General features: G+C 66.1%; 21 protein-coding genes. 14 read left to right on the top strand and 7 right to left on the bottom strand.

What is annotated here, in order from left to right; translation table 11 throughout:
• Positions 1 to 53 precede the first annotated feature (53 nt).
• Positions 54 to 464 (top strand): hypothetical protein, encoded by a 411-nt coding sequence (locus tag QA609_RS20470; RefSeq protein WP_278304480.1) that lies wholly within the window; start codon positions 54 to 56, stop codon positions 462 to 464.
• Between the two features lie 63 nt (positions 465 to 527).
• Here the strand turns inward: QA609_RS20470 and serS are convergent, their stop codons facing one another.
• The gene (serS, locus tag QA609_RS20465; RefSeq protein WP_278304479.1) at positions 528 to 1,907 is read right to left on the bottom strand and encodes a serine--tRNA ligase; all 1,380 of its coding nucleotides are present in this window, start codon (positions 1,905 to 1,907) and stop codon (positions 528 to 530) included.
• A gap of 111 nt (positions 1,908 to 2,018) precedes the next feature.
• Between serS and QA609_RS20460 the strand changes: the two genes are divergently transcribed.
• A complete protein-coding gene (locus tag QA609_RS20460) occupies positions 2,019 to 3,233 on the top strand; it encodes a TrkA C-terminal domain-containing protein (RefSeq protein ID WP_278304478.1) in 1,215 nt (404 codons plus the stop codon).
• A gap of 23 nt (positions 3,234 to 3,256) precedes the next feature.
• Here QA609_RS20460 and QA609_RS20455 read toward each other — a convergent pair whose 3' ends face one another.
• The 3 genes from QA609_RS20455 to QA609_RS20445 all read right to left on the bottom strand — a co-directional run bounded on the left by QA609_RS20455 (position 3,257) and on the right by QA609_RS20445 (position 4,739).
• Positions 3,257 to 3,397, bottom strand: coding sequence for a hypothetical protein (locus QA609_RS20455; RefSeq protein WP_278304477.1), 141 nt, complete (start codon positions 3,395 to 3,397; stop codon positions 3,257 to 3,259).
• 194 nt (positions 3,398 to 3,591) lie between these two features.
• Positions 3,592 to 4,170 (bottom strand): magnesium transporter, encoded by a 579-nt coding sequence (locus tag QA609_RS20450; protein WP_278304476.1) that lies wholly within the window; start codon positions 4,168 to 4,170, stop codon positions 3,592 to 3,594.
• The gene (locus tag QA609_RS20445) at positions 4,170 to 4,739 is read right to left on the bottom strand and encodes a magnesium transporter (protein ID WP_278304475.1); all 570 of its coding nucleotides are present in this window, start codon (positions 4,737 to 4,739) and stop codon (positions 4,170 to 4,172) included. The genes QA609_RS20450 and QA609_RS20445 overlap by 1 nt, the downstream gene beginning before the upstream one ends.
• 203 nt (positions 4,740 to 4,942) lie before the next feature.
• Between QA609_RS20445 and QA609_RS20440 the strand changes: the two genes are divergently transcribed.
• From QA609_RS20440 to QA609_RS20430, 3 genes are all read left to right on the top strand, one after another.
• On the top strand, positions 4,943 to 5,110 hold the full coding sequence (locus QA609_RS20440; protein ID WP_278304474.1) for a hypothetical protein: 168 nt from the start codon (positions 4,943 to 4,945) through the stop codon (positions 5,108 to 5,110).
• Positions 5,097 to 6,131, top strand: a complete 1,035-nt coding sequence (mgtE, locus tag QA609_RS20435; protein WP_278304473.1) for a magnesium transporter — start codon at positions 5,097 to 5,099, stop codon at positions 6,129 to 6,131. Before QA609_RS20440 ends, mgtE begins: the two co-directional genes overlap by 14 nt.
• A gap of 66 nt (positions 6,132 to 6,197) precedes the next feature.
• Positions 6,198 to 6,635, top strand: coding sequence for a universal stress protein (locus tag QA609_RS20430; protein ID WP_278304472.1), 438 nt, complete (start codon positions 6,198 to 6,200; stop codon positions 6,633 to 6,635).
• Here the strand turns inward: QA609_RS20430 and QA609_RS20425 are convergent.
• Complete coding sequence (locus QA609_RS20425) at positions 6,632 to 7,063, bottom strand: CrcB family protein (protein WP_278304471.1); 432 nt, start codon at positions 7,061 to 7,063, stop codon at positions 6,632 to 6,634. The two genes, QA609_RS20430 and QA609_RS20425, sit on opposite strands and share 4 nt — an antisense overlap.
• Positions 7,060 to 7,470 (bottom strand): CrcB family protein, encoded by a 411-nt coding sequence (locus QA609_RS20420; RefSeq protein ID WP_278304470.1) that lies wholly within the window; start codon positions 7,468 to 7,470, stop codon positions 7,060 to 7,062. Before QA609_RS20420 ends, QA609_RS20425 begins: the two co-directional genes overlap by 4 nt.
• Before the next feature lie 220 nt (positions 7,471 to 7,690).
• Between QA609_RS20420 and QA609_RS20415 the strand changes: the two genes are divergently transcribed.
• The 6 genes from QA609_RS20415 to QA609_RS20390 all read left to right on the top strand — a co-directional run bounded on the left by QA609_RS20415 (position 7,691) and on the right by QA609_RS20390 (position 15,731).
• Positions 7,691 to 8,590: a cation diffusion facilitator family transporter gene (locus QA609_RS20415; RefSeq protein WP_278304469.1), complete on the top strand. Its 900-nt coding sequence runs from the start codon at positions 7,691 to 7,693 to the stop codon at positions 8,588 to 8,590.
• A 48-nt stretch (positions 8,591 to 8,638) separates the two neighbouring features.
• Positions 8,639 to 9,559: an MBL fold metallo-hydrolase gene (locus QA609_RS20410; protein WP_278304468.1), complete on the top strand. Its 921-nt coding sequence runs from the start codon at positions 8,639 to 8,641 to the stop codon at positions 9,557 to 9,559.
• A gap of 131 nt (positions 9,560 to 9,690) precedes the next feature.
• Entirely contained in the window at positions 9,691 to 11,676 is a 1,986-nt protein-coding gene (locus QA609_RS20405) for a long-chain fatty acid--CoA ligase (protein ID WP_278304467.1), read from the top strand.
• A 161-nt stretch (positions 11,677 to 11,837) separates the two neighbouring features.
• Positions 11,838 to 13,415 carry a hypothetical protein gene (locus tag QA609_RS20400; protein ID WP_278304466.1) on the top strand — a complete coding sequence of 526 codons (1,578 nt, stop codon included), beginning with the start codon at positions 11,838 to 11,840 and terminating at the stop codon, positions 13,413 to 13,415.
• Between the two features lie 279 nt (positions 13,416 to 13,694).
• Positions 13,695 to 13,952 carry a hypothetical protein gene (locus QA609_RS20395; protein WP_278304465.1) on the top strand — a complete coding sequence of 86 codons (258 nt, stop codon included), beginning with the start codon at positions 13,695 to 13,697 and terminating at the stop codon, positions 13,950 to 13,952.
• 102 nt (positions 13,953 to 14,054) lie between these two features.
• On the top strand, positions 14,055 to 15,731 hold the full coding sequence (locus QA609_RS20390) for an aldehyde ferredoxin oxidoreductase C-terminal domain-containing protein (RefSeq protein WP_278304464.1): 1,677 nt from the start codon (positions 14,055 to 14,057) through the stop codon (positions 15,729 to 15,731).
• 17 nt (positions 15,732 to 15,748) lie between these two features.
• Here QA609_RS20390 and QA609_RS20385 read toward each other — a convergent pair whose 3' ends face one another.
• Positions 15,749 to 16,921, bottom strand: a complete 1,173-nt coding sequence (locus tag QA609_RS20385) for an MFS transporter (RefSeq protein ID WP_278304463.1) — start codon at positions 16,919 to 16,921, stop codon at positions 15,749 to 15,751.
• A gap of 139 nt (positions 16,922 to 17,060) precedes the next feature.
• Here QA609_RS20385 and QA609_RS20380 point away from each other — a divergent pair, with 139 nt between their 5' ends.
• From QA609_RS20380 to QA609_RS20370, 3 genes are read left to right on the top strand one after another with little or no spacing between them, the layout of a single operon-like run.
• The gene (locus QA609_RS20380; RefSeq protein ID WP_278304462.1) at positions 17,061 to 18,422 is read left to right on the top strand and encodes an ethanolamine ammonia-lyase subunit EutB; all 1,362 of its coding nucleotides are present in this window, start codon (positions 17,061 to 17,063) and stop codon (positions 18,420 to 18,422) included.
• Positions 18,423 to 18,424: 2 nt separating this feature from the next.
• Complete coding sequence (eutC, locus tag QA609_RS20375; protein WP_278304461.1) at positions 18,425 to 19,228, top strand: ethanolamine ammonia-lyase subunit EutC; 804 nt, start codon at positions 18,425 to 18,427, stop codon at positions 19,226 to 19,228.
• Positions 19,229 to 19,232: 4 nt separating this feature from the next.
• The gene (locus QA609_RS20370) at positions 19,233 to 20,681 is read left to right on the top strand and encodes an ethanolamine ammonia-lyase reactivating factor EutA (RefSeq protein ID WP_278304460.1); all 1,449 of its coding nucleotides are present in this window, start codon (positions 19,233 to 19,235) and stop codon (positions 20,679 to 20,681) included.
• Positions 20,682 to 20,685: the final 4 nt, after the last annotated feature.

The following is a 20,685-nucleotide window of genomic DNA, read 5'->3' as shown; positions in this document are numbered from 1 at the left end:
CTTCGGAGTCCCTGTCAGTGAAGGTTTGTAACACCAACAATCAAACACGCTACATGAACCGACTTCGGGCCACCCTCCGCCGAATCGAGATCAGGCGTCGAGACCTCGTTTCGACCGCGCTCGGCGTTCCACCGATCGTCCTTCTGATCCGTCAGACGAGTTCGATCGAGTGGCTCTGGATCGGGGTTGGTGGGGTGGTAGTGCTTACCTGTGGCTGGGTCTTTGCGTTCTCGAGGGGCGGCCTCGCTGCGTGGAGCTGGTTTACCCACCTGTCGCCGACCGGTCGCGGACTCGTGATCTGCGGCTGGGCCGTTCTCGTCGTCGCAGCCGGTATCGCGCTCTCGCCGCCCGGGTCGGTCTGGCGGAGTTTCATCGTGGGTCTGTTCACGACAACGGGAGTTGTGACCGTGCTCGCGTCCCTCGCCGGGCGATCGACTCAGCCGGTGAACGCGACACGAGAGTAGTCAAAAACGATCGAGAACAGGGTGGAGGGCGGTGAAACGGGACTTACTGCGGTTCGAGCGCTCTTACTCCCGCTCGCCCGCGCCGAGCGCGCTCTCGCCGACCTTCTCGTGGCCCTCGATGACCTCCTGGCCGTCCATGTAGGGGCGCAGCGCCTCGGGGATCGTCACGGTGCCGTCCTCGTTCTGGTGGTACTCGAGGATCGCCACCATAACCCGAGGAAGGGCGAGTCCCGAGGCGTTGAGCGTGTGGAGGTACTCGGCCGACTCGTGGCGCTCGGGTCGGTACCGCAGGCCGGCGCGGCGGGCCTGGAAGTCCTCGAAGTTCGACGCCGACGAGACTTCGAGCCAGCGCCCGCCTACCTCGGGGCCGTCGTCCATGTCGTCGCCGGGCGCCCAGACCTCGATGTCGTACGTTTTCGCCGAGGCGAAGGTCAGATCGCCGGTACAGAGCTCGAGGATGCGGTAGGGAAGATCGAGCTGCCGCAGCACCTCTTCGGCCTCGTCGAGCAGCGCCTCGAGGCGGTCGTAGCTGTCCTCGGGCTCGACGAAGTTGACGAGCTCGACCTTGTTGAACTGGTGGACCCGAACGATGCCGCGGGTTTCGGTGCCGTGCTCGCCGGCCTCCCGCCGGAAGTTCGGCGTGTACGCCTGATGTTTGAGCGGGAGGTCGTCCGTGAGCAGGATCTCGTCGGCGTACATGTTCGTGACCGGGACCTCGGCGGTCGGGCAGAGCCAGAGGTCGTCGTCCTCGTAAGCTTCCTCGTTGCTCCCACCCAGCCGGTAGGCGTCGTCGGCGAACTTCGGGAGCTGGCCGGTGCCCCGCATCGACTCGCTTTTGACCGGCACCGGCGGGAAGAGGTCGACGTACCCTTGCTCGCGGTGGATATCCATCATGAACTGGATCAGGGCGTGCTCCAAGCGGGCGCCGTCACCCTTGAGGAAATAAAAGCCCGACCCGGTGGTCTTGGCGCCGCGCTCCTCGTCGATGATGTCGAGCTCCTCGCCGAGTTCGTAGTGGGGAGTGACGGTGTCGGCGTCGACGCGCAGGTCGTCGAACCCCCAGCGTCGGTCCTCGACGTTGTGTCGCTCGTCGAGCCCCAGCGGAACGCTCTCGTCGGGGATCTGTGGGATCTCGAGCATTCGCTCGCGGAGCTCGTCACCGAGTTCGGTCGCCTCTTCCTCGACGTCCTCGATCTCGGCTTTGAGCTCCTTCGACTCCTCGATCGCCTCGTCTTTCTCGTCCTGTTTGCCCTTCGCGACCAGCGAGCCGATCCGTTCGGTCACCTGGTTTCGCTCGTGGCGCAGCTCGTCGCCGCGGGCTTTCAGTTCGCGCCACCGCTCGTCGATCTCGATCAGCTCGTCGAGGTCGACGTCGGCGCCTCGGTTGTCGAGCGCGTCGCGGACGGCTTCGGGGTCCTCACGCAGGAGGCTCCGGTCGATCATTGGTCGTGGGTTCTCCGTGCCGGTCCAAAACCGTGTCGGAAGGCGTCGTTTCGCGAACTCACGACTCGGAGGCGGGAAACGTTTTTTTGACGCGGGTGGGTGGGTTAGGGCATGGATCCGTTCGAGGACGAGCCGTCGCCGGTGTCGATCGAGTACGAGCCCGTTAGCGTCAAGGACGTGCTCGTCGAGATGAAAGATACCGCGGAGTTACTGATAGATCTCTCCTACTCCGCCGTCTTGCACCGCAACGAGGACCTCGCTCGGGAGGTGCTTCGCCTCGAGCGTCAGATGGACGTCCTCGAGATGCGCGCCCGGATGGGGCTGTTGATGGCTTCGCGAAACCCCTCCGACGCCGAGCAGCTCGCGCCGGTGCTGGGGATCGTCGCCGCGACGGGGACGATCAGCGACGCGGCCGGCGACATCGCGAAGATCGTCTTAGAGGAGATGGGACTGCCCGAGGCGATGCGCGCGGCGCTGCCCGAGGCCGCCGGCGTACTGGTCCGGGGCGTCGTCGACGCGAACTCCTCGTACGCGGGTCGGACGCTCGACGAGATCGACCTCGAGTCCGAAACCGGCGTGCGCGTGATCGCGCTCCGGCGTGGCGAGGACTGGCTGCTCAATCCCGGGCCGACGACGACGGTCGCGGCCGACGACGTCGCCTTCCTTCGCGGCCCGGACGCGGCGATCGAGGAGGTGTACGAGACGCTGACCGGGGCGACCTACGAGGTTCCTGCGGTCGAGACGCCGGACATCGACGACCTCGAGCGGGCCGTGGACACGATCATCCACATGAAGAACCTCTCGGAGCTGGCGATCGACCTGGCCTACAGCAGCGTGCTGTTCGACAGCGAGGCGCTGGCCGAGGAGGTCCGGAACCTCGAGGTCGAGGTCGACGCGATGCAGTCCCGGTTCGAAGCCTGGACGCTCCGAGCGGCGGCAGACGCCCACGACCCGGTCGCGCTGCGGGGACTCATCCGACTCGGCACTAGTACGGAGGTCATCAGCGACGCGGCGATCGATCTCAGCGAGGGCGTGTTCCGCGACATCGAGGTTCATCCCGTCGTTGGCATGGCCGTCGGGGAGAGCGACGAGATCATCACTCGGATCGAGGTCGAGCCGGGGAGCGGTCTCGACGGGGCGAGGATCGACGCCGGCGTCCCGGAGACGGAGCCGACGATGTCGGTGATCGCCATCCGTCGTCCAGAGGAGGGGTGGCTGCTGGTCGGCGACGCCGACGCGGAGATCAACGGCGGGGACGTGCTCATCGCGAAGGGGACCCGCACGGCCGCCGAGGCGTTCGAGGAGCTCTCTCGAGGGTCGGAGTAGTCGTTCGACGGTGCGCTCCCGAGTTAGCCGGCGTGCGTGAGCAACACCGTCACGAGCTCGAGATACAGCAGGACGCCGAGCGCGACGACGACGATCGCCAGCGTCAGCGGAACGGTCGCGTGTCGTCGCTCTCGGGTTCGGAACGCACGGACGAGCCAGCTCATCGGCCCGCCCGCCTCGCTTCGGATGCGTTTCGGGAGGCGTCTCGTGGGGTTCGTTCGCCGCGAGTCGATTCGACTGCCATGTACACAACCCCCACACCGCGGCACTTGAAACTCAGTCAGACGTTCGACGGACGGACGGCACACATCCGTTCTTCTCGCCGAGTTCGCTTCCGGCTCAAAACCGACGAGCCGGCTTAGAAGCCCAGCACGAGCGCCGAGACGCCGATGAAGATGACCATCCCGAAGACGTCGACGACGTTCGTGACGACCGGGATCGTCGTGTCGTCGGGGTCGACGCCCAGCCGGTAGGAGGCGTAGGTCGTCGCGAAGCTGAACAGGACCGCGATGACGGCGACGGACATCCCGCTGACCAGCGAGATCAAAAGCAGCGTCGACAGCGGGAGCGTCGAGCCGATGAGTCCGCCGAGCAGGTAGGCGCCGAACGCCAGCGCGGTAAAGATCGTCGCCGCGAGTGCGAGGACGGCGCCGACGTTCGCCCACAGCTCGCGATCACGGGGATCGAACTCGGTCGTCCCGAGGTGGAGCCGCGTCGAGAGCCGCGAGCTCAGGATCGCACCGAGGTTGCCGCCCATGTCGACCATCGTCGGCACCATGATCGCTAAGATGCCGTACTGCTCGAGCATCTCTTCGGCCTCCTCGAGGGTGATTCCCGCCCAGAGGACGATCACGCAGAGGACGATCAACAGCGGGAACATGTTGCCGACGATGCTGCGGACCTCCCAGCTCCCGAGTGAGCCCTGCGGAACGACCATCAGACGAGCACCTCCACGAGGCCGATCGCGAACAGCATGAACACCATCCCGAAGATATCACCCAGCGTCGTCACGATGGGGCCGACGAGGTTGTCGGGGTCGTAGCCGTACTTGAAGCCCGCGAAGATCAGCGCGAGCAGCCCGAAGATGAGCACGACCGACGTGAGGACGCCGGCGATCAGCATGATGCCCACCAGCTCGTACAGCGCGGCGACCTCCCAGCCCAGGAGCAACAGTGCGAGCCAGGTGATGACGCCGATCACGAGCGAGATCCCGATTCCGTTGATAAACGAGGCGGTGACGGCGTTGACGAGCCGCTGGTCGCGTTCGAACTTCGGTTCGATCAACCCCTGGTGGAGCCCGCTCGAAATCCGGCCGCCCAGCGCGCCGTAGACGTTCCCTCGAGTGGCCAGAAAGACGGGTATCATCACCAGAAGCCCCGGAAACCGTTCGACGCTTTCGACCATCCCCTCGAGTACCAGCCCGGCGAACAGGCCGCCGCCGAGGGCGATCAGCAGGATGGGCAGCGCCTCGCGGTAGATCGACCAGAACTCCTCCCGTACGCTCATAGCAGTATCTTTCGTAGTCGACTGTTAAACGTATCGGGAAGTGATAGCAAGCAGTCGGGGTTCGACGGCGACCCGCCGTCCGAGATGTCGGTGTGGCGAACGACCGCACAGGGCAGGTGTGCCTTCGGATATCGTGGGAATATATTTCAACCTTAGACATAGTCCGAAATCTCTTTTAGAAACCTCTAACGATACGGTGGCGTATGCTGAACACCAACCACAGCAATCCGTTCGGCGCCGAGACGACGATCAACGACACGGTCCGCGAGCGCGGTCGGACGCTCGAGGAGCTGGTAGTCGACCTGCTCGAGGGCGAGTTCGCGGGAGTGCTTCGATCGCACGTTCGGGGTGAGGTGTATGGAGGCGACTAGCGACCTCGAGTTCCACGCCGACCGTGTGGGCGAGGTGACCGACGAGGAGTACGTGGCCGTTACTCAGGAGACGTTCGTCGGCCACGCCATCGACGACTTCCGCGATTTCGAACCGGTTTCCGACGAAACCACCGTTTACTACCTGTACGTCACCGACAACGCGGGTCGGCTCGTCGGTGTCATGTCTCTCCGGGAGCTGCTCAACGCCCCCGAGGACGACGTCGTCGAGGACCACATGGTAACCGACCTCGTAACGATCGACGCCGACGCCGATCCGGAGTTCGCCGCCGACGAGATCGCCGAGCGGGACTTTCCCGCGTTGCCCGTTATCGACGACGACGGCTTCCTCGTCGGGGTTCTCCGAACCGAGGATATGATCGAGGTCGTTGAGGAGGAGGCGACCGAGGACATCCTCAAGAGCGCGGGCTTCTCGTTCGCTGACGTCGAGAGCTCCCGGAGTTCGGCGATCCTCGAGTCGTCGGTCCCGAAGATCCTTCGGCTGCGGCTCCCGTGGCTCATCGTCGCCCTCGCCGGCGGACTGATGGCCGGCGGCGTCATCGAACAGTTCGAGGACACCCTCGAGGCCGTCGTCGCGCTCGCCTTCTTCGTTCCCGTCATCATGGACATGGGCGGCAACGTCGGCACGCAGGCGTCGACGATCTTCGTTCGCGGGCTCGCGCTGGGGCACATCGACGACCGAAACGCGATGCGACACTTCGCCCGCGAGGGGCTGATCGGACTGTTGATCGGGCTCATCATCGGCACTATCGGCGCCGGTGCGGCCTACATCTGGCAGATCAACGAGCCGTACGCCCTCGAGCTGGCGACGGTCGTCTTCGTCGGGCTCGTTTCGGTCTGTGTCGTCGCCTCGGTCGTCGGCTACGTGATCCCCTGGATCATGAACAAGCTCGGGTTCGACCCCGCAGCCGCCTCGGACCCGCTGATCACGACGGTCAAGGACATCACCGCGCTCCTGATCTACTTCGGGCTCGCGGCCGTCCTGCTGGCCGAACTGCTCTGAACGCGGTCCGCACGCGTTCTTTTGTCGTCGGTTCCATTTTTGTAGCCCGAACCGAATAGTCATCGTATGAGCCAGCACGTTCTCGTCCCGGTCGACGGCTCCCGTCCGTCCCGTGCCGCCCTCGAGTACGCCTGCGAGCAGTTCCCCGACGCCGAGCTAACGTTGCTGTACGTCGTCGACCCGATGACCGACTACAGCCGCCAGCGCGCCTATCCGGGCTACACGGCCGACGACGAGTACAAATCCGAACGCGAGAAGGCCGAGGCCGTCCTCGAGGGACTCGAGGAGACGCTGCCGGACGACGTCACGGTCGAGACGACCGTCGAAGCGGGCGATCCGGCTCGAACCATCGTTCAGTACGCCGACGACCAGGGTGTCGACGGGATCGTCCTCGGCAGCCACGGACGCGAGGGCGTCGCGAGGTACTTACTGGGGAGTGTGGCCGAAACGGTCGTTCGGCGGGCTGCCGTCCCGGTTACGGTGATCAACGATGGCGAGGCCTAGAGCGCGGAAACGAGGACCCAGGCGACCCCGATCGCCGCGAGCGACAGCGCGAGGTTCCCCGCTGCGTTCGCGACCGCGAGCTTTCGATCCCCGCGTTCGTAGAGCTGGACCGTCTCGACCGAGAACGACGAGAACGTCGTAAACGCGCCACAGATTCCGATCCCGACGAACTGGATCGCCGACTCGCCCGCGCCCGCGAAGGTCGCCGCTCCGAAGACGAAGCTTCCGACGACGTTGACGACCAGCGTCGGCCACGGATACCGATCGTCCGAGAGCTGCTGGTAGACGGCGTAGCGCAACAGGGCACCGATCGCCCCGCCGACGCCGACGAGGTGGGCGGCCTCGAACTCGAGGGCGCCGTCCTCGAGGACGGGCTCGAGAACGAGGACGACGGCGAGGACCGACGCTGGCGACTCGAGGGCGATCACGCCGTCTCACCGCCGGCTGCCGCCGGCCGCCAGTCGCGGACCTTGCGAGCGAGCTCCCGTCCCGCGAGCACCCCGGTGAACCCGAGCCCATAGTTGGCGACGACGATGCCGACGAGCAGCCACGGCTCGGCGGCGATTGCGGTCTGGACCGCGAACGTACTGTAGGTCGTCAGCGACGAGAGAAAGCCGGTCGTAAACACCAGCCTGGCCCTTCGGTCGACGACGCCGGTGTACTGGGCCTCGTAGACGACAAAGCCCAGCAGGAAACTGCCGACGACGTTGACGAGCAACACCGCGGCGACGTCCGAGAGCACCCCGAGGACGAAAAACCGGAGGTTCGCGCCGGCGAAGCCGCCGATCGCGATCAGTGCGAGCGTCTCGAGCCGGACGAGCGGATGGTCTCTCATGGCTGACTGGTAGTAGGGACCGTCAGCCGGTCGGTCGGTCGTCCGCACACGGACGCCAGGAGGCTGCGAACGCGGTGAACGAGTCGCCGGCGGTTGTGGTAGGTGGGCCCCATCACCTGGATAGCGATCCGTTCTCACACCACCGAAATGAGGATTTCGGAAGACGGAGTTCGTCGCCGGGAAGGAAAAGACCCAAGTTTAGACTACATCTAAACGGAGTATGGTCGACGAGGCGGGCCGCGACGGGTTCACGCGTGCGTCGTGGGCGAACGTCCTCGGCAACGCCGTCAAGATCGTCGTCGAAGGCGCCGTAGGGCTGGCCTTCGGCAGCGTCGCGCTCGTGGCCGACGCGGCCCACTCGATCGCCGACCTCGTCGCGAGCCTCGTCGTACTCGTCTGGGGCCGAAGCTCCTTCGACGAGCCCGACGACACTCACCCCCACGGCCACGAGCGTATCGAACCGCTGACGGCGCTGTTCGTCGGTGCGGTCATCGCCCTGCTCGGGCTGAATCTGCTGTACGAGTCCGGACAGGGGGTCGCCCACGGCGTCGACGTCGTCTTCCACCCGCTGTTGCTCGGCGCGCTCGCGTTCGCGATTGTCGACATGTATCTGGTCTACCGCTACACCGAGTACATCAACGAGGCGATCGGGTCGACAGCCCTCGAGGCGCTCGCAACCGACTGTCTCAACGACATCTACACCTCCTTCGCCGCGGTCGTCGGCGTTGTCGGCGTCCTGCTCGGCTTCCCGCTGCTCGATCCGATCGCTGGCGGGCTCGTCAGCCTGCTCGTCATCTACCAGGGCGTCGAGATCGGCCGCGAGAACGTCGGCTACCTCGTCGGCGCCTCGCCGGGACCGACGAAGCGAGCGGAGGTGACCGAGATCCTTCGAGATCACCCCGCTGTCGAGGGGATCCACGATCTCACCGTCTTCTACGACGGCCCCGTCCTCGAGGTCGAGGTTCACGTCGAGGTCGACGGCGACATGCCGTTCCGGCAGGCCCACGACATCGAGTCGGAGCTGGTCGCCAGCCTCAGAGGGATCGAGGACGTCGGCGACGCCCACGTCCACCTCGATCCCTCGGGAATCGGCGAGTGGAAGGACCAGCGCGACCGGTAGCCTGGCCGGGACGACAGCTTTTATTTTACCTCCCGACGGCCTACCGGTATGGAAATCGGTGACGTCCGCCAGGTCACGGCCGGCGACTGTTCGGACCTCTACTACGTCGATACGGGAATGTACGAAACCAGCGGGTACGGCGCCGTCTACGTCGTCGACGACGAGCGGCCCGCGATCGTCGACACCGGGATCGGGACGAACTACGAGCGGATCCTCGAAGCCCTCGAGGAGGTCGGCATCGCGCCCGAGGACCTCGAGGTCATCGCGGTAACACATATCCACCTCGACCACGCCGGCGGCGCGGGCTACCTCGCCGAGGCGTGCCCGAACGCCGACGTCTACGTCCACCCGATCGGCACCTCCCATCTCGCGGATCCCTCGAAGCTGGTCGCGGGGACGAAGGCCGCGGTCGGCGACCAGTGGCAGTACTACGTCGAGCCGAAGCCGGTCCCCGAGGATCGGATCGTCGAGATCGAGGACGGGGACGCGATCGATCTCGGAACCCACGAGCTCCGAGTCCACGAGGCCCCCGGCCACGCCCCCCACCAGGTCGTCTTCGAGGATCCCGAGAACGACGCGGTCTTCACCGCGGACGCGGCAGGGATCTGGGTGCCCGAACGCGAGGAGATCAGGGAGACCTCGCCGCCGTCGAACTTCCACCTCGAGCGCTGTCTCGAGGACGTCGGGACCCTCAAAGAGATCGACCCCGACGTCCTCTGTTATGCCCACTTCGGGCCGCGCTCCGTCGGTGACGACGCCGAGGCGGTCCTCGAGGAGTACGCGACCGTTCTCGAGGAGTGGGTTCGGGACGTCGAGGAGAAACGCGAGGAGATCGGGGACGACGAGGCGCTCGTCGACCACTTCGCCTCGAGATCGGATCTCGGCGACGCGTGGGGCGAGCACAAGGCCGGCGCCGAGGCCGGGATGAACGTTCGCGGCGTCGTCGGCTACCTGGACCATCGGGACTGATCGCCGGGACCGTTGGGACCGCCCGATTGCCCGTTTTCGACGCGATCACCGTTGGGGACCACGAATAAACGCGGTGACAGATGCGTTCAGTTTCATCACGTTTTATCGCTCGGGAGGTACTGTCACACGGTATGCACTGGCGGGACGCCGAACGAGAGTACGAGGACGAGGTCACCGGTGAAACGACGCTCGGTCGGATGTTCGACGACGCCGTCGAGCGCCACCCGAACCGACCGGCACAGCGGTACAAGGGCGGGATCTACGACCGCTCGCTGACCGAGTCGATCCTCGAGCCCGCCGACCCGGGCGAGTTCCGGGCGATCTCCTACACCCAGATGCGAAACGTCGTCCGCAACCTCGCGGCGGGCTTTCGCGACCTCGGTGTCGAGCACGGCGATCGCGTCGGCATCTTCGCCGACACCCGCATGGAGTGGGCCCAGACCGACTTCGCGTTGCTCTCCGCGGGCGCGGTTATCACGACGGTCTACGAGAGCTCCTCGCCCGGCCAGGTCCGGTACCTGCTCGACGACCCCGACGCCACCGCCGTCGTCGTCGAGAACGAGGCCCTCCTCGAGCGCGTCCTCGAGGTCGAGGACGACCTCGATCTCGAGTTCATCGTCTCGATGGATCGCCTCGAGGGGTACGACGACCGCGACGACGTCCTGACCCTCGCGGAGGTCCACGATCGGGGCGAGTCGACCTTCGACCTCGAGCGCTACGAGGAGTGGCTCGACGCACCCGACATGGACGACCTGGCCAGCCTCATCTACACGAGCGGGACGACGGGCCAGCCTAAGGGCGTCCAGCTCACTCACCGGAACTTCCGGTCGAACGTCAACCAGGTCCGCAAGCGCTACGGGCCGCGCCCGGACAAGGACGACGAGCTGCCGGTTATCGACGAGAACGTCCAGTCCGTCTCGTACCTGCCGCTGGCACACGTCTTCGAGCGCACGTCGGGACACTTCCTGCTGTTTGCAAGCGGCGCCTGCGTCGCCTACGCGGAGAGCACCGACACGCTCAAGGAGGACTTCGGGACGGTACAGCCGGACACGGCGACCAGCGTCCCCCGCGTCTACGAGAAAATCTACGACACGATCCGCGAGCAGGCCAGTGAGTCGGGGGCGAAAAAGCGGATCTTCGAGTGGGCGACCGACGTCGGCGTCGAGTACCAGGAGACCGACGACCCCGGCCCCGTCCTCAGCGCGAAGCAGTCGCTTGCGGACAAACTGGTCTTCTCGAACGTCCGGGAAGCGCTGGGCGGCGAGATCGAGCTCCTGATCAGCGGCGGTGGGAGCCTCTCGAAGGAGCTCTGTACGCTGTACCACGCGATGGGGCTGCCGATCTACGAGGGGTACGGACTCACCGAGACCGCTCCCGTCGTCTCGGTCAACCCGCCCGAGGCGCCCGAGATCGGAACCATCGGGCCGCCGCTTCCCGGCGTCGACGTTCGGATCGACGACTCGCTCGTCGAGGGCGAGACGTTCGACGATCCCGGCGAGGTCGGCGAACTGCTCGTCAGCGGGCCGAACGTCACCCAGGGGTACTGGAACAAGCCCGGCGCGACGACGGAGTCGTTCCTCGAGGACGACGACGGCACCCGCTGGTTCCGCACCGGCGATATCGTCCACCTCCGTCCCGACGACTACATCGAGTTCCGGGACCGGGTCAAGCAGATCCTGGTCCTCTCGACCGGGAAGAACGTCGCGCCCGGCCCGATCGAGGACGCGTTCGCGGCCAGCGAGGTCGTCGAACAGTGTATGGTCGTCGGCGACGGCGAGAAGTTCGTCGGCGCCCTGCTCGTTCCCAACGCGGACCACGTCCGCGAGTGGGCCGACGAGCAGGGGATCGACCTCCCCGAGGACCCGCAGGCGATGTGCGACGACGAGCGCGTTCGGGAGTACGTCGGCGAGACGGTCGCCGAGGTCAACGAGAACTTCGAGAAACACGAGACGATCAAGCGCTTCGAGCTCGTCCCGAGGGAGTTCACCGAGGAGAACGACATGCTGACGCCGACGATGAAGAAGAAACGCCGGGTCATCCTCGACCGGTTCGAGGACCGGATCGAGCGGCTCTACGAGGCGGACCGCGAGGATCGGATCGATCCGGTCTCTTCCTGAACGGCTGACAGTGCTTGCAGAAGGAATAGTAGCTTTCGGTGATATCAGTACGCTGAACCCTTCCGGGCGGATCCGACGAGCTAAACACGGGGGAGCTCCGAACCTCTGCCCAGAGGACGCGTATCGAGAGACAATCAGCGGGCGATCACTACGAGAGTCACATGGATCTAAACCGGCGCGAGTTCAGTACGGCTGCGGGGGTATCACTTTCGGCTATCCTGGCGGGCTGTAGCGCCATCGAGGACGACGAGGACGACGAATCGGACAACGAGTCGGCCAGGGACGGCGACGGACCGGAGGAGTGGGACGACGCCGATGGCAGTGACGATGCCGACGATGCCGACGACGAGGCCGAGGACGAACAGAACCAGTACGAGGACCAGTCGATCGACGGCGAGGTTATCATCTCCGGTGCCGCTAGCGATACCCTCGAGGCTCTGCGCCACACCTTTACCTGGGCGGACGATCCGCCGGGTGACGAGTGCAACGTCCACGTCGAACTCGAGAACGTCGGCGACGAGGAGATCACCGTCGATATGGAGGCCCGGGTCTACGACGAGGACGGCGACGAACTCGCGAGTATCCACTTCGCCGACGAGTCGAGTCCCGAACCGGGCGAGAGTGCCGTCTACTCGTTCCCGCTGAGCAACTGCGAGGGAACGGCGTCGTACGAACTCGAGATCGGCGATCTGGACGAGGAGTCCTACGAGCCCGAGGAAGAGGACGACGATACTGCCGAGCCAGACGATGACGACGACCCGGTTGACGACGATGATGACGACCCGGTTGACGACGAGCCGGGCGATGACGACGATGACGACCCAGCCGACGACGACGATGACGATCCGGCTGATGATGACGACCCAGCCGACGATGACGACCCAGCCGACGACGACGATGACGATCCGGCCGATGACGACGATCCAGCCGACGACGACGATGACGATCCAGCCGACGATGATCCGGCTGACGACGACGATCCGGCCGATGACGACGATCCGGCCGATGACGACGATCCAGCCGACGACGACGATCCAGCCGACGACGACGACGATGATGAGGCGGACGAAGAGGGAAATGACGAAAGCGGTGAGGAAGAGGGCAACGAAGACGATGCGGAAGACGAAGAAGAGGACGTAGACGACGAGAACGGCGAAAACGGCGAGGGGGGCGAAGAGGGAAATGACGAAAGCGGCGAGGAAGAGGGCGACGAAGACGAGAACGGCGAAAACGGCGAGGAGGACGAAGAGGGAAATGACGAAAGCGGTGAGGAAGAGGGCAACGAAGACGATGCGGAAGACGAAGAAGAGGACGTAGAAGACGAGAACGGCGAAAACGGCGAGGAGGGCGAAGAGGGAAATGACGAAAGCGGTGAGGAAGAGGGCGACGAGAACGGAGAAGACGAGAACGGCGAAAACGGCGAGGAGGGCGAAGAGGGAAATGACGAAAGCGGTGAGGAAGAGGGCGACGAGAACGGAGAAGGCGAGAACGGCGAAAACGGCGAGGAGGACGAAGAGGGAAATGACGAAGGCAGCGAGGACGAGGACAACGAGGATGATGCGGAAGACGAAGAAGAGGACGTAGACGACGAGAACGGCGAAAACGGCGAGGAGAGCGGGGAGAGCGGGGAGAGTGATACCGACGACACCGACGGCGATGAAGGCAGTGGGGAAAACGACGCCGAGGATACCGAAGACGAGGACGATGATGGGGACGAAGAAACTGAGAACGACGAGTGAAGCAGCCGTCTGACAAAGCCGGGGGACCTTTGCTACGGGACGACTCGAGCGCTGACGTACTCCTTCGAACGACCTCTCGCCCCGGATTGACGCATCTCGATCAATCGAACACTCATCAGGAGTGATGATTGTACTGCAGACGAACAATACTCTTCAGCCGTTCGAATGTGCAACTTCGTCTCATTGTACATTCGAGTCGAAGCCCTGCCTCTCGAGCTGGTGAAATAATTACAGCTACTAGTACGAAAGAAATATACCTGTACCGGGCCTGAATAAGGTATGGTGCCACACGGAACCTCTCTCGGCGCGACAGCCGAGACCCTCCACCTCGGAACGACGATCAGATACCACTACCGGAACGGCAGCGCGCTCGCGACCGTCGTCGAACGGACGTCCGAACGGGTGACCTTCGTCGGCGAGGACTGTGACGGCACGTTCACCCACGACCAGATCGATCGCCTGTTCGCGACGGATCGCCTGCAGGTCGTTCTCGACGACGAGTTGCACCTTCCCGACGGTGCCTCGCTGGAACGGTAGCCGCCGTCCGCGACCGACGCCGCGTTCTGGTACCGGTACAGTCAGTCCCTCCTCGAGCGAGAACCGAACTGTTTTGTGGTGATCGATAATACCGTACTCAGTATGAAACACGTTCACGGACCGCTGTGTTCGATCGATCTCGACGAGCGCTCCTCGTCGACCGAGGACGTCGACGACGACCTCGAGTCGTTCATCGGCGGGCGCGCGCTCGCGACGAAACTCGCTCACGACCGGATCCCGTTCGACGCCGACCCGCTCGGCGCCGACAACCGGCTCTACTTCGCGACGGGGCCGCTCCAGCACTCCCAGATGAGCTTCACCGGGCGGATGTCGGCGACCGCAGTCTCGCCGCTGACCGACGGACTGCTCTCCTCGAACGCCGGCGGCTTCCTCTCGCGGAACTTCACGGGAACGGGCTACAGCGCCCTCGAGGTAACCGGCGCCAGCGACGAGCTCGTAATCGTCCACGTCACCGACGAGGGCGTCGAGTTCGAGGCGGTACCGGAGCTCGAGGAAGCGAAGGTTTCCGAGACCTGCGAGTACATCGAGGACGAACACGGCCTCGAGTCCGACCACACGGTCGTCGTCGGCCCCGCGGGCGAGAACGAGGTCCGGTTCGCCTCGATCATGACCTCCGAGGAGCGAGCGTTCGGCCGCGGCGGACTGGGCGCCGTCCTGGGATCGAAGAACGTGAAGGCGATCACCTTCGACGGCGACTCGTCCCACGAGGTCGAGATCCCGCCGCTGCAGATGGAGGTCCACGGCGAGGCCGCCCAGTCGGATCACATCATGAAACGGCAGGGAACCTCCTCGATGACCGAGTTCGCGAACACCGTCGAGGCCCTGCCGACGCGGTACTTCTCGGAGCTCTCCTTCGAGGGTGCAGAGGGCGTCAGCGGCGACCGCGTCGAGGAGAAGAAGTACAAGAAGGGGACCTGTTCGGCCTGCGCGTTCGCCTGCAAGCTCCCGACTCGCGACGAGGAGTCGGGCCTCGAGACCGAGGGGCCGGAGTACGAGACCGTAATGGCGTTCGGACCGAACTCGGGAGTCGACGACATCGTCGACGTCATGCAGTCGAACAAGCTCTGTGACGAGTTCGGGCTGGACACGATCTCCTGTGGCGATACGATCGCCGCGTACCTCGCGAGCGAGGACGAGTTCGGCAACGTCGACCTGATCCACGATCTCGTCGAGAAGATCGCCCACCGCGAGGGCGTCGGCGACGACTTGGCGGAGGGGATCGACCGCGTCCACGAGGACCTCGGCGTCGAGAACTGGTCGGTCAAGGGCCTCGAGTTCCCCGCCCACGACGGGCGGACGCTGAACGGGCAGGGACTCGCCTTCGCCACCTCGAACCGCGGTGCCGACCACATGTACGCCGAGTTCTACCCCTACGAGTACCCGCTGGTCGACTCCGAGAAGGCCTTCGAGAAGGAGGGGCTCGACGACAAGCCGCCGAAGGTGATCGAACTCGAGAACGTCAACGCGATCAAGGACAGCGCCGTCCTCTGTAAGTTCTCGCGGGACTTCGTCGACGAGGACCGACTCTCGACCCTGCTCGACGCCGACTACGAGGACTTGCTGGAGGTCGGCGGCCAGGTCGTCGCCCTCGAGCGCCACTTCAACAATCAGCGCGGCTTCGACCGGGACGACGACAGCCTGCCCTACGAACTGCCCGGCTTCGACGCCGCACTCGACGAGTACTACGCCGAGCGGGGCTGGAACGACGACGGGACGGTCGCCGACGACCAGCTGAACGCCGCGCCCGCCGACGACTGAGCCGTCGTTTTTTACTATCAGGCAGCGGCGTCGACGGTCGGCGCCTCCGGCGTTCCAGTCCAGAGCCACGTCGCCGCGATCGTCGACGAGAGCAGTACCGCGAAGCCGATCACGAGCCAGATCGCCCGGCCCAGCCCGTACGCCTCGGCGAGGACGCCGACGACGGCCGGCGAGACCGCGATCCCGACGTACGTTGCCCCGGTGGTGAGGGCGTTGATCGGGCCGCTGTACTTGGGCGCCGCCTCGACGGCGTAGGCCGACAGTGCGGGGAAGCAACTCGAGAGCCCGGCGCCGGCGACGAAGACGGCCGCGAAGAGGACGGGACCGGTGATCCCGGAGAACGCGACCGCGAAGGCCGGGATCGCCGGGACGGTCGCGACCAGCATGAGCAGGAGGTAGGGAACCCGATCGACGAGCAGCGTGTACCCCGTTCGAGCGGGGATGTACGCGAGCAGGTACGTCGACAGCAGCAAGCTTGCCGTTCCCGTTCCGTAGAAGCCCTCGGCGTAGTAGACGAGCCAGGTGAAGACGATCCCCTCGACGGCGCCGGTAAACAGGATCCCGACGGTGGCGCCGACGACGGCGGGCCGGCCGAGCAGTTCGCGAAGCGCATCGATCGAGATCGATCGCTCGGCCTCCATCGAGGGAAGCTCGGTCCGGGCGGCGACGACCGCAACCGGGACGAAGAGCCCGGCGAGGACGAGGAAGACGGCTCGCCAGTCCGCAACTGCGAGGACGCCGGTGACCAGCTGCGGCCCGAGCACGGCCCCGACGGCCCAGGCGAGCGCGTAGGCGACGTACACCCGCCCGCGGTTGGCCGAGTGGATGTGGCTCAGGGCCGCCCGGTCGACGCCGCGAAACACGCCCGCTGCGCCGCCCTGGGCGAGCAACGCGAGCAGGAAGACGGCGTAGACGGGTGCGGCCGCCATGGCGACCAGCGCACAGATCACGCCTGCGGCGCCCGCGAACAGCGCCCACCGCATTCGGAGCCGCCCCGCGAGCAATCCCGTCGCGACGGCGGCGACGGCGAAGCCCGCAGTGCCGGCCGGCGCCACCAGTCCCAGTTCGGCCTCCGAGACCGCGAACGTCGCCTCGAGACTCGAGAGGATCGGCCCCCTCGCTTGTAACGCCATCGCGTCTCCGAGGACGAACAGAAAGATCGCGACCGTCCAGACCGTCGCTCGCTTCATACCGGTGGTGTCGGTTCGTCGAAGAAAACCGTGGCTATCGTCGGGCGCCGAACGCGCCGTCGCTTTCCTTGCAGCAACTGAAGTTTGGTAACGTTTGACGAACGGTGAAGGTCCTCCCCGTCCTACCGTTCGACAGCAGATGGCAGTCAAAACTACGACGCCCGACGTGGGGGATCGGTTCGACTCCGTCGTCGAGGTACTGGCCAAGGCGAACGAACCGAAGACCGGGGACGAACTCGCCGGGATCGCAGCCGACTCGGACGCCGAGCGGGTCGCGGCCAAGCGGGCGCTGGCGGGGATTCGCCTCGAGACGCTCCGGGAGAACCCCGTCGTTCCCGCCGACGAGGACGAGGTGACGCGAGTGATCCAGGAGGCTGTCCGGGAGCCGATCTACGAGGAGATCAAGGACTGGACCGTCGCGGACCTGCGGGAGTACCTCGTCGCCATGGGAACGGGCGAGCGCGAGATCGCGGCGATCCGACCCGGCCTGACCAGCGAGATGATCGCCGCGGTAACGAAGCTCATGTCGAACCTCGACCTGGCGCTCGTTACCTCGCGGATGGAGGTTCCCGCGCGCTGTAACACGACCGTCGGCGAACGCGGGACCCTCTCCTTCCGACTGCAGCCCAACGACCCGGCCGACGACGTCTCGAACATCGTCGACGCGACGCGGGAGGGGCTCTCCTACGGCGTCGGCGACGCGGTGATCGGCGTGAATCCAGTACAGGACAGCGTCGAGACGACGACGCGAATTCTGGAGGCGACCCACGAGTTCATCGAGGCGTGGGACGTCCCGACCCAGAACTGCTGTCTCTCTCACGTCACCACCCAGATGGACGCCATCCGCGAGGGCGCCCCCGCGGACCTCGTCTTCCAGAGCCTCGCCGGCACGGAGGCCGGCAACGACGAGTTCGGTGTCGACGTCGACCTCCTCGACGAGGCTCACGACCTCGCACAGCGTCGCTGCGTTTCCTCGGGACCGAACGTCATGTACTTCGAGACGGGCCAGGGGGCCGAACTGTCCGGCGACGCCCACCACGGCGTCGACCAGCTCACCCTCGAGGCGCGCTGTTACGGCCTCGCGAAGCGCTACGATCCGTTTCTGGTCAACACCGTCGTCGGCTTCATCGGCCCCGAGTACCTCTACGACGGCCGGCAGGTGATCCGCGCCGGCCTCGAGGACGTGTTCATGGGCCAGCTCCACGGAATCCCGATGGGGATCGACGCCTGCTACACGAACCACATGGGGGCCGACCAGAACGACATCGAGAACCTCGCCGTCCTGCTCGCCGCGGCGGGGGCGAACTACTTTATTACCGTGCCGATGGGCGACGACGTGATGTTGAACTACCAGTCCAACAGCTACCACGACGCCGCCGCGCTCTGGGAGCTGTTCGACCTCGAGCCGGCGCCGGCGTTCCGCGAGTGGCTCGCCGAGATGGATCTCTGGCGCGAGGGGCGACTCACCGAGCGTGCAGGCGATCCGACGATCTTCACGTAATCATGGCATCAGACTCGAACCCCGACTCCGATACGGAACCGCTCGAACCGACCGCCGACCCCGACTCCGACGCCGATCAAGCGAACGAGGAGGCGCTCCGGCGCATCGCCGACCGCAACCCCACGCGCCTCGGCGTCGGCCGATCCGGCCCGCGGCCGACCACCGACGCGCTACTCGAGTTTCGAGCCGATCACGGGGTCGCCCGCGACGCGGTCCACTCGCGCGTGAGCGACGGCCTGATCGACGACCTCGGACTGGTCGAACTCCGGACGACGGTCGCGGATACGGACCAGTACCTCGCCCGTCCCGATCTCGGGCGAGAGCTCGACGCCGACAGCCTCGAGCGACTCGAGCGCGAGTGCGAGCCCGCTCCCGAGGTTCAGATCGTGGTCAGCGACGGGCTCTCCTCGTCGGCCGTCGAGGCCAACGTCCCGCAGCTCCTGCCCGCCTTGCTCGACGGGCTCGAGGGTCGGGATATCTCGGTCGGGACGCCCGTCTTCGTCGAGTTCGGCCGCGTCGACGTCATGGACGCCGTCGGCGAGGAGCTCGAGGCCGACTGCTGTGTGAGCCTCATCGGCGAACGACCCGGACTCCGGACCGCGGAGAGCCTGAGCGCGTATCTGGTCTACGGCCCCAAGCGCGGCTCGGCGACGGCGAAGAAGTCGGTCGTCTCGAACATCCACGACGGCGGGCTACCCCCGGTCGAGGCCGGCGCCGAACTCGTCGACCTGATCGCGGAGATGCTCGCAGCCGAGGCCAGCGGCGTCGACCTCCGGGAGGACGACCGCGAGTTCCGGACGGAGTGAGTTCGTGAGCGCCGATCCGGAGTCGCTGACGAGCGTCGGCATCGACGTCGGGACGACCACGACTCACACCGTCGTTAGCCGCCTGCGAGTCGAGACGCCACCTGGCGGAGCGGCGAGTCCCGAGATCGTCGACCGCGAAATCGCCTTTCGGGGCCCGGTCCGCGAGACGCCGCTGCTCGATCGCGAAACGATCGACGTCGAGGGCGTCGCCGCGTTCGTCGAACGCGACCTCGAGGCGGCCGGGCTCGAGCCCGCCGACGTCGACACGGGCGCCGTGATCGTCACCGGCGAGACCGCCCGTCGAGAGAACGCCGAACCGCTCGTCCACCGGATCGCGGCCGACGCAGGTCGGTTCGTGGCCGCGGCGGCCGGCGCCGAACTCGAGGCGGCCCTCGCGGGTCGGGGCTCCGGTGCAGCGGGTCGCGCCGCCGACCTCGACGGCGTCGTCGCCAACGTCGACGTCGGCGGCGGGACGACGAACGTCGCGATCTTCGAGGGGCGATCGGACGGCCGCGAGCGAGGCAGGGTACGGGTTCGGGAGACGCGCTGTCTCGACGTCGGCGGTCGACTCGTCCGGTTCGACGGCGACGGACGTATCGGCTCGATCTCGCCGCCCGCCGAAGCGCTCGTCGAGGCGCTCGAACTCCCGCTCGACGTCGACGAGCACCCCGACCATGAGACGCTCGCCATGCTCGCCGAGGCGATGGCCGACCGAGTCGTCGACCTGCTCGAGGGGCCGCCGTTCGACCCTCTCACGCGCGAGCTGGCGATCGGCGAGCTGCCGGCCGAGCCCGTTACCCTCGACGGCGTCGTCTTCAGCGGCGGCGTCGGCCGACTCGTCGATTCGCCGCCGGCCGACCCGTTCGCCTACGGCGATCTCGGGGGGCTACTCGCGGCCGCAGTTCGCGAGCACGAGCGGGTCAGATCCTGGCCTCTCCTCGAGCCTGCCGAGGACCTGCGGGCGACCGTCGTCGGCGCCGGGACCGAGTCGACGACGCTCAGCGGTCGGACGATCTCGCTCGAGGCCGATCTGCTGCCGCTTCGGAACGTTCCGGTCGTCGACGTCGGCGACCTCGCGGGGCTCGGGGGAAGTCGTCTCTGTGACCCCCTCGAGGGGGCGCTCGCGCGGCTTCGAGAACTCCACGACCTCCCCGATCTCGACGCCGTCGCCCTCGCGATCGAGAACGTCGGCCCGCTCGAGTACGAGCGACTGGGATCGATCGCGGACGCGCTCGTGTCGGCGCTCGAGTCGGTGCCGCCCTCGCTTCCCGTCGTCGTCGTGGTTCGCCAGAACTGCGCCAAGGTACTCGGCCAGCTCCTCGAGCGACGGCATGACCGCTCTCTCGTCGTTCTCGACGAACTCGCCGTCCGGGACGGTGACTACCTCGACGTCGGCACGCCGATCACGGGCCACGATAGCGTTCCTGTCGTCGTCAAGACGCTCGCGTTCTGACGGC

The sequence above is a fragment of the Natronococcus sp. A-GB7 genome (assembly GCF_029688865.1).
In the GTDB taxonomy this organism is placed as follows: Archaea; Halobacteriota; Halobacteria; order Halobacteriales; family Natrialbaceae; genus Natronococcus.
The sequence above is the reverse complement of the archived record's forward strand: the minus strand, read 5'-3'. Positions and strand labels throughout refer to the sequence as shown.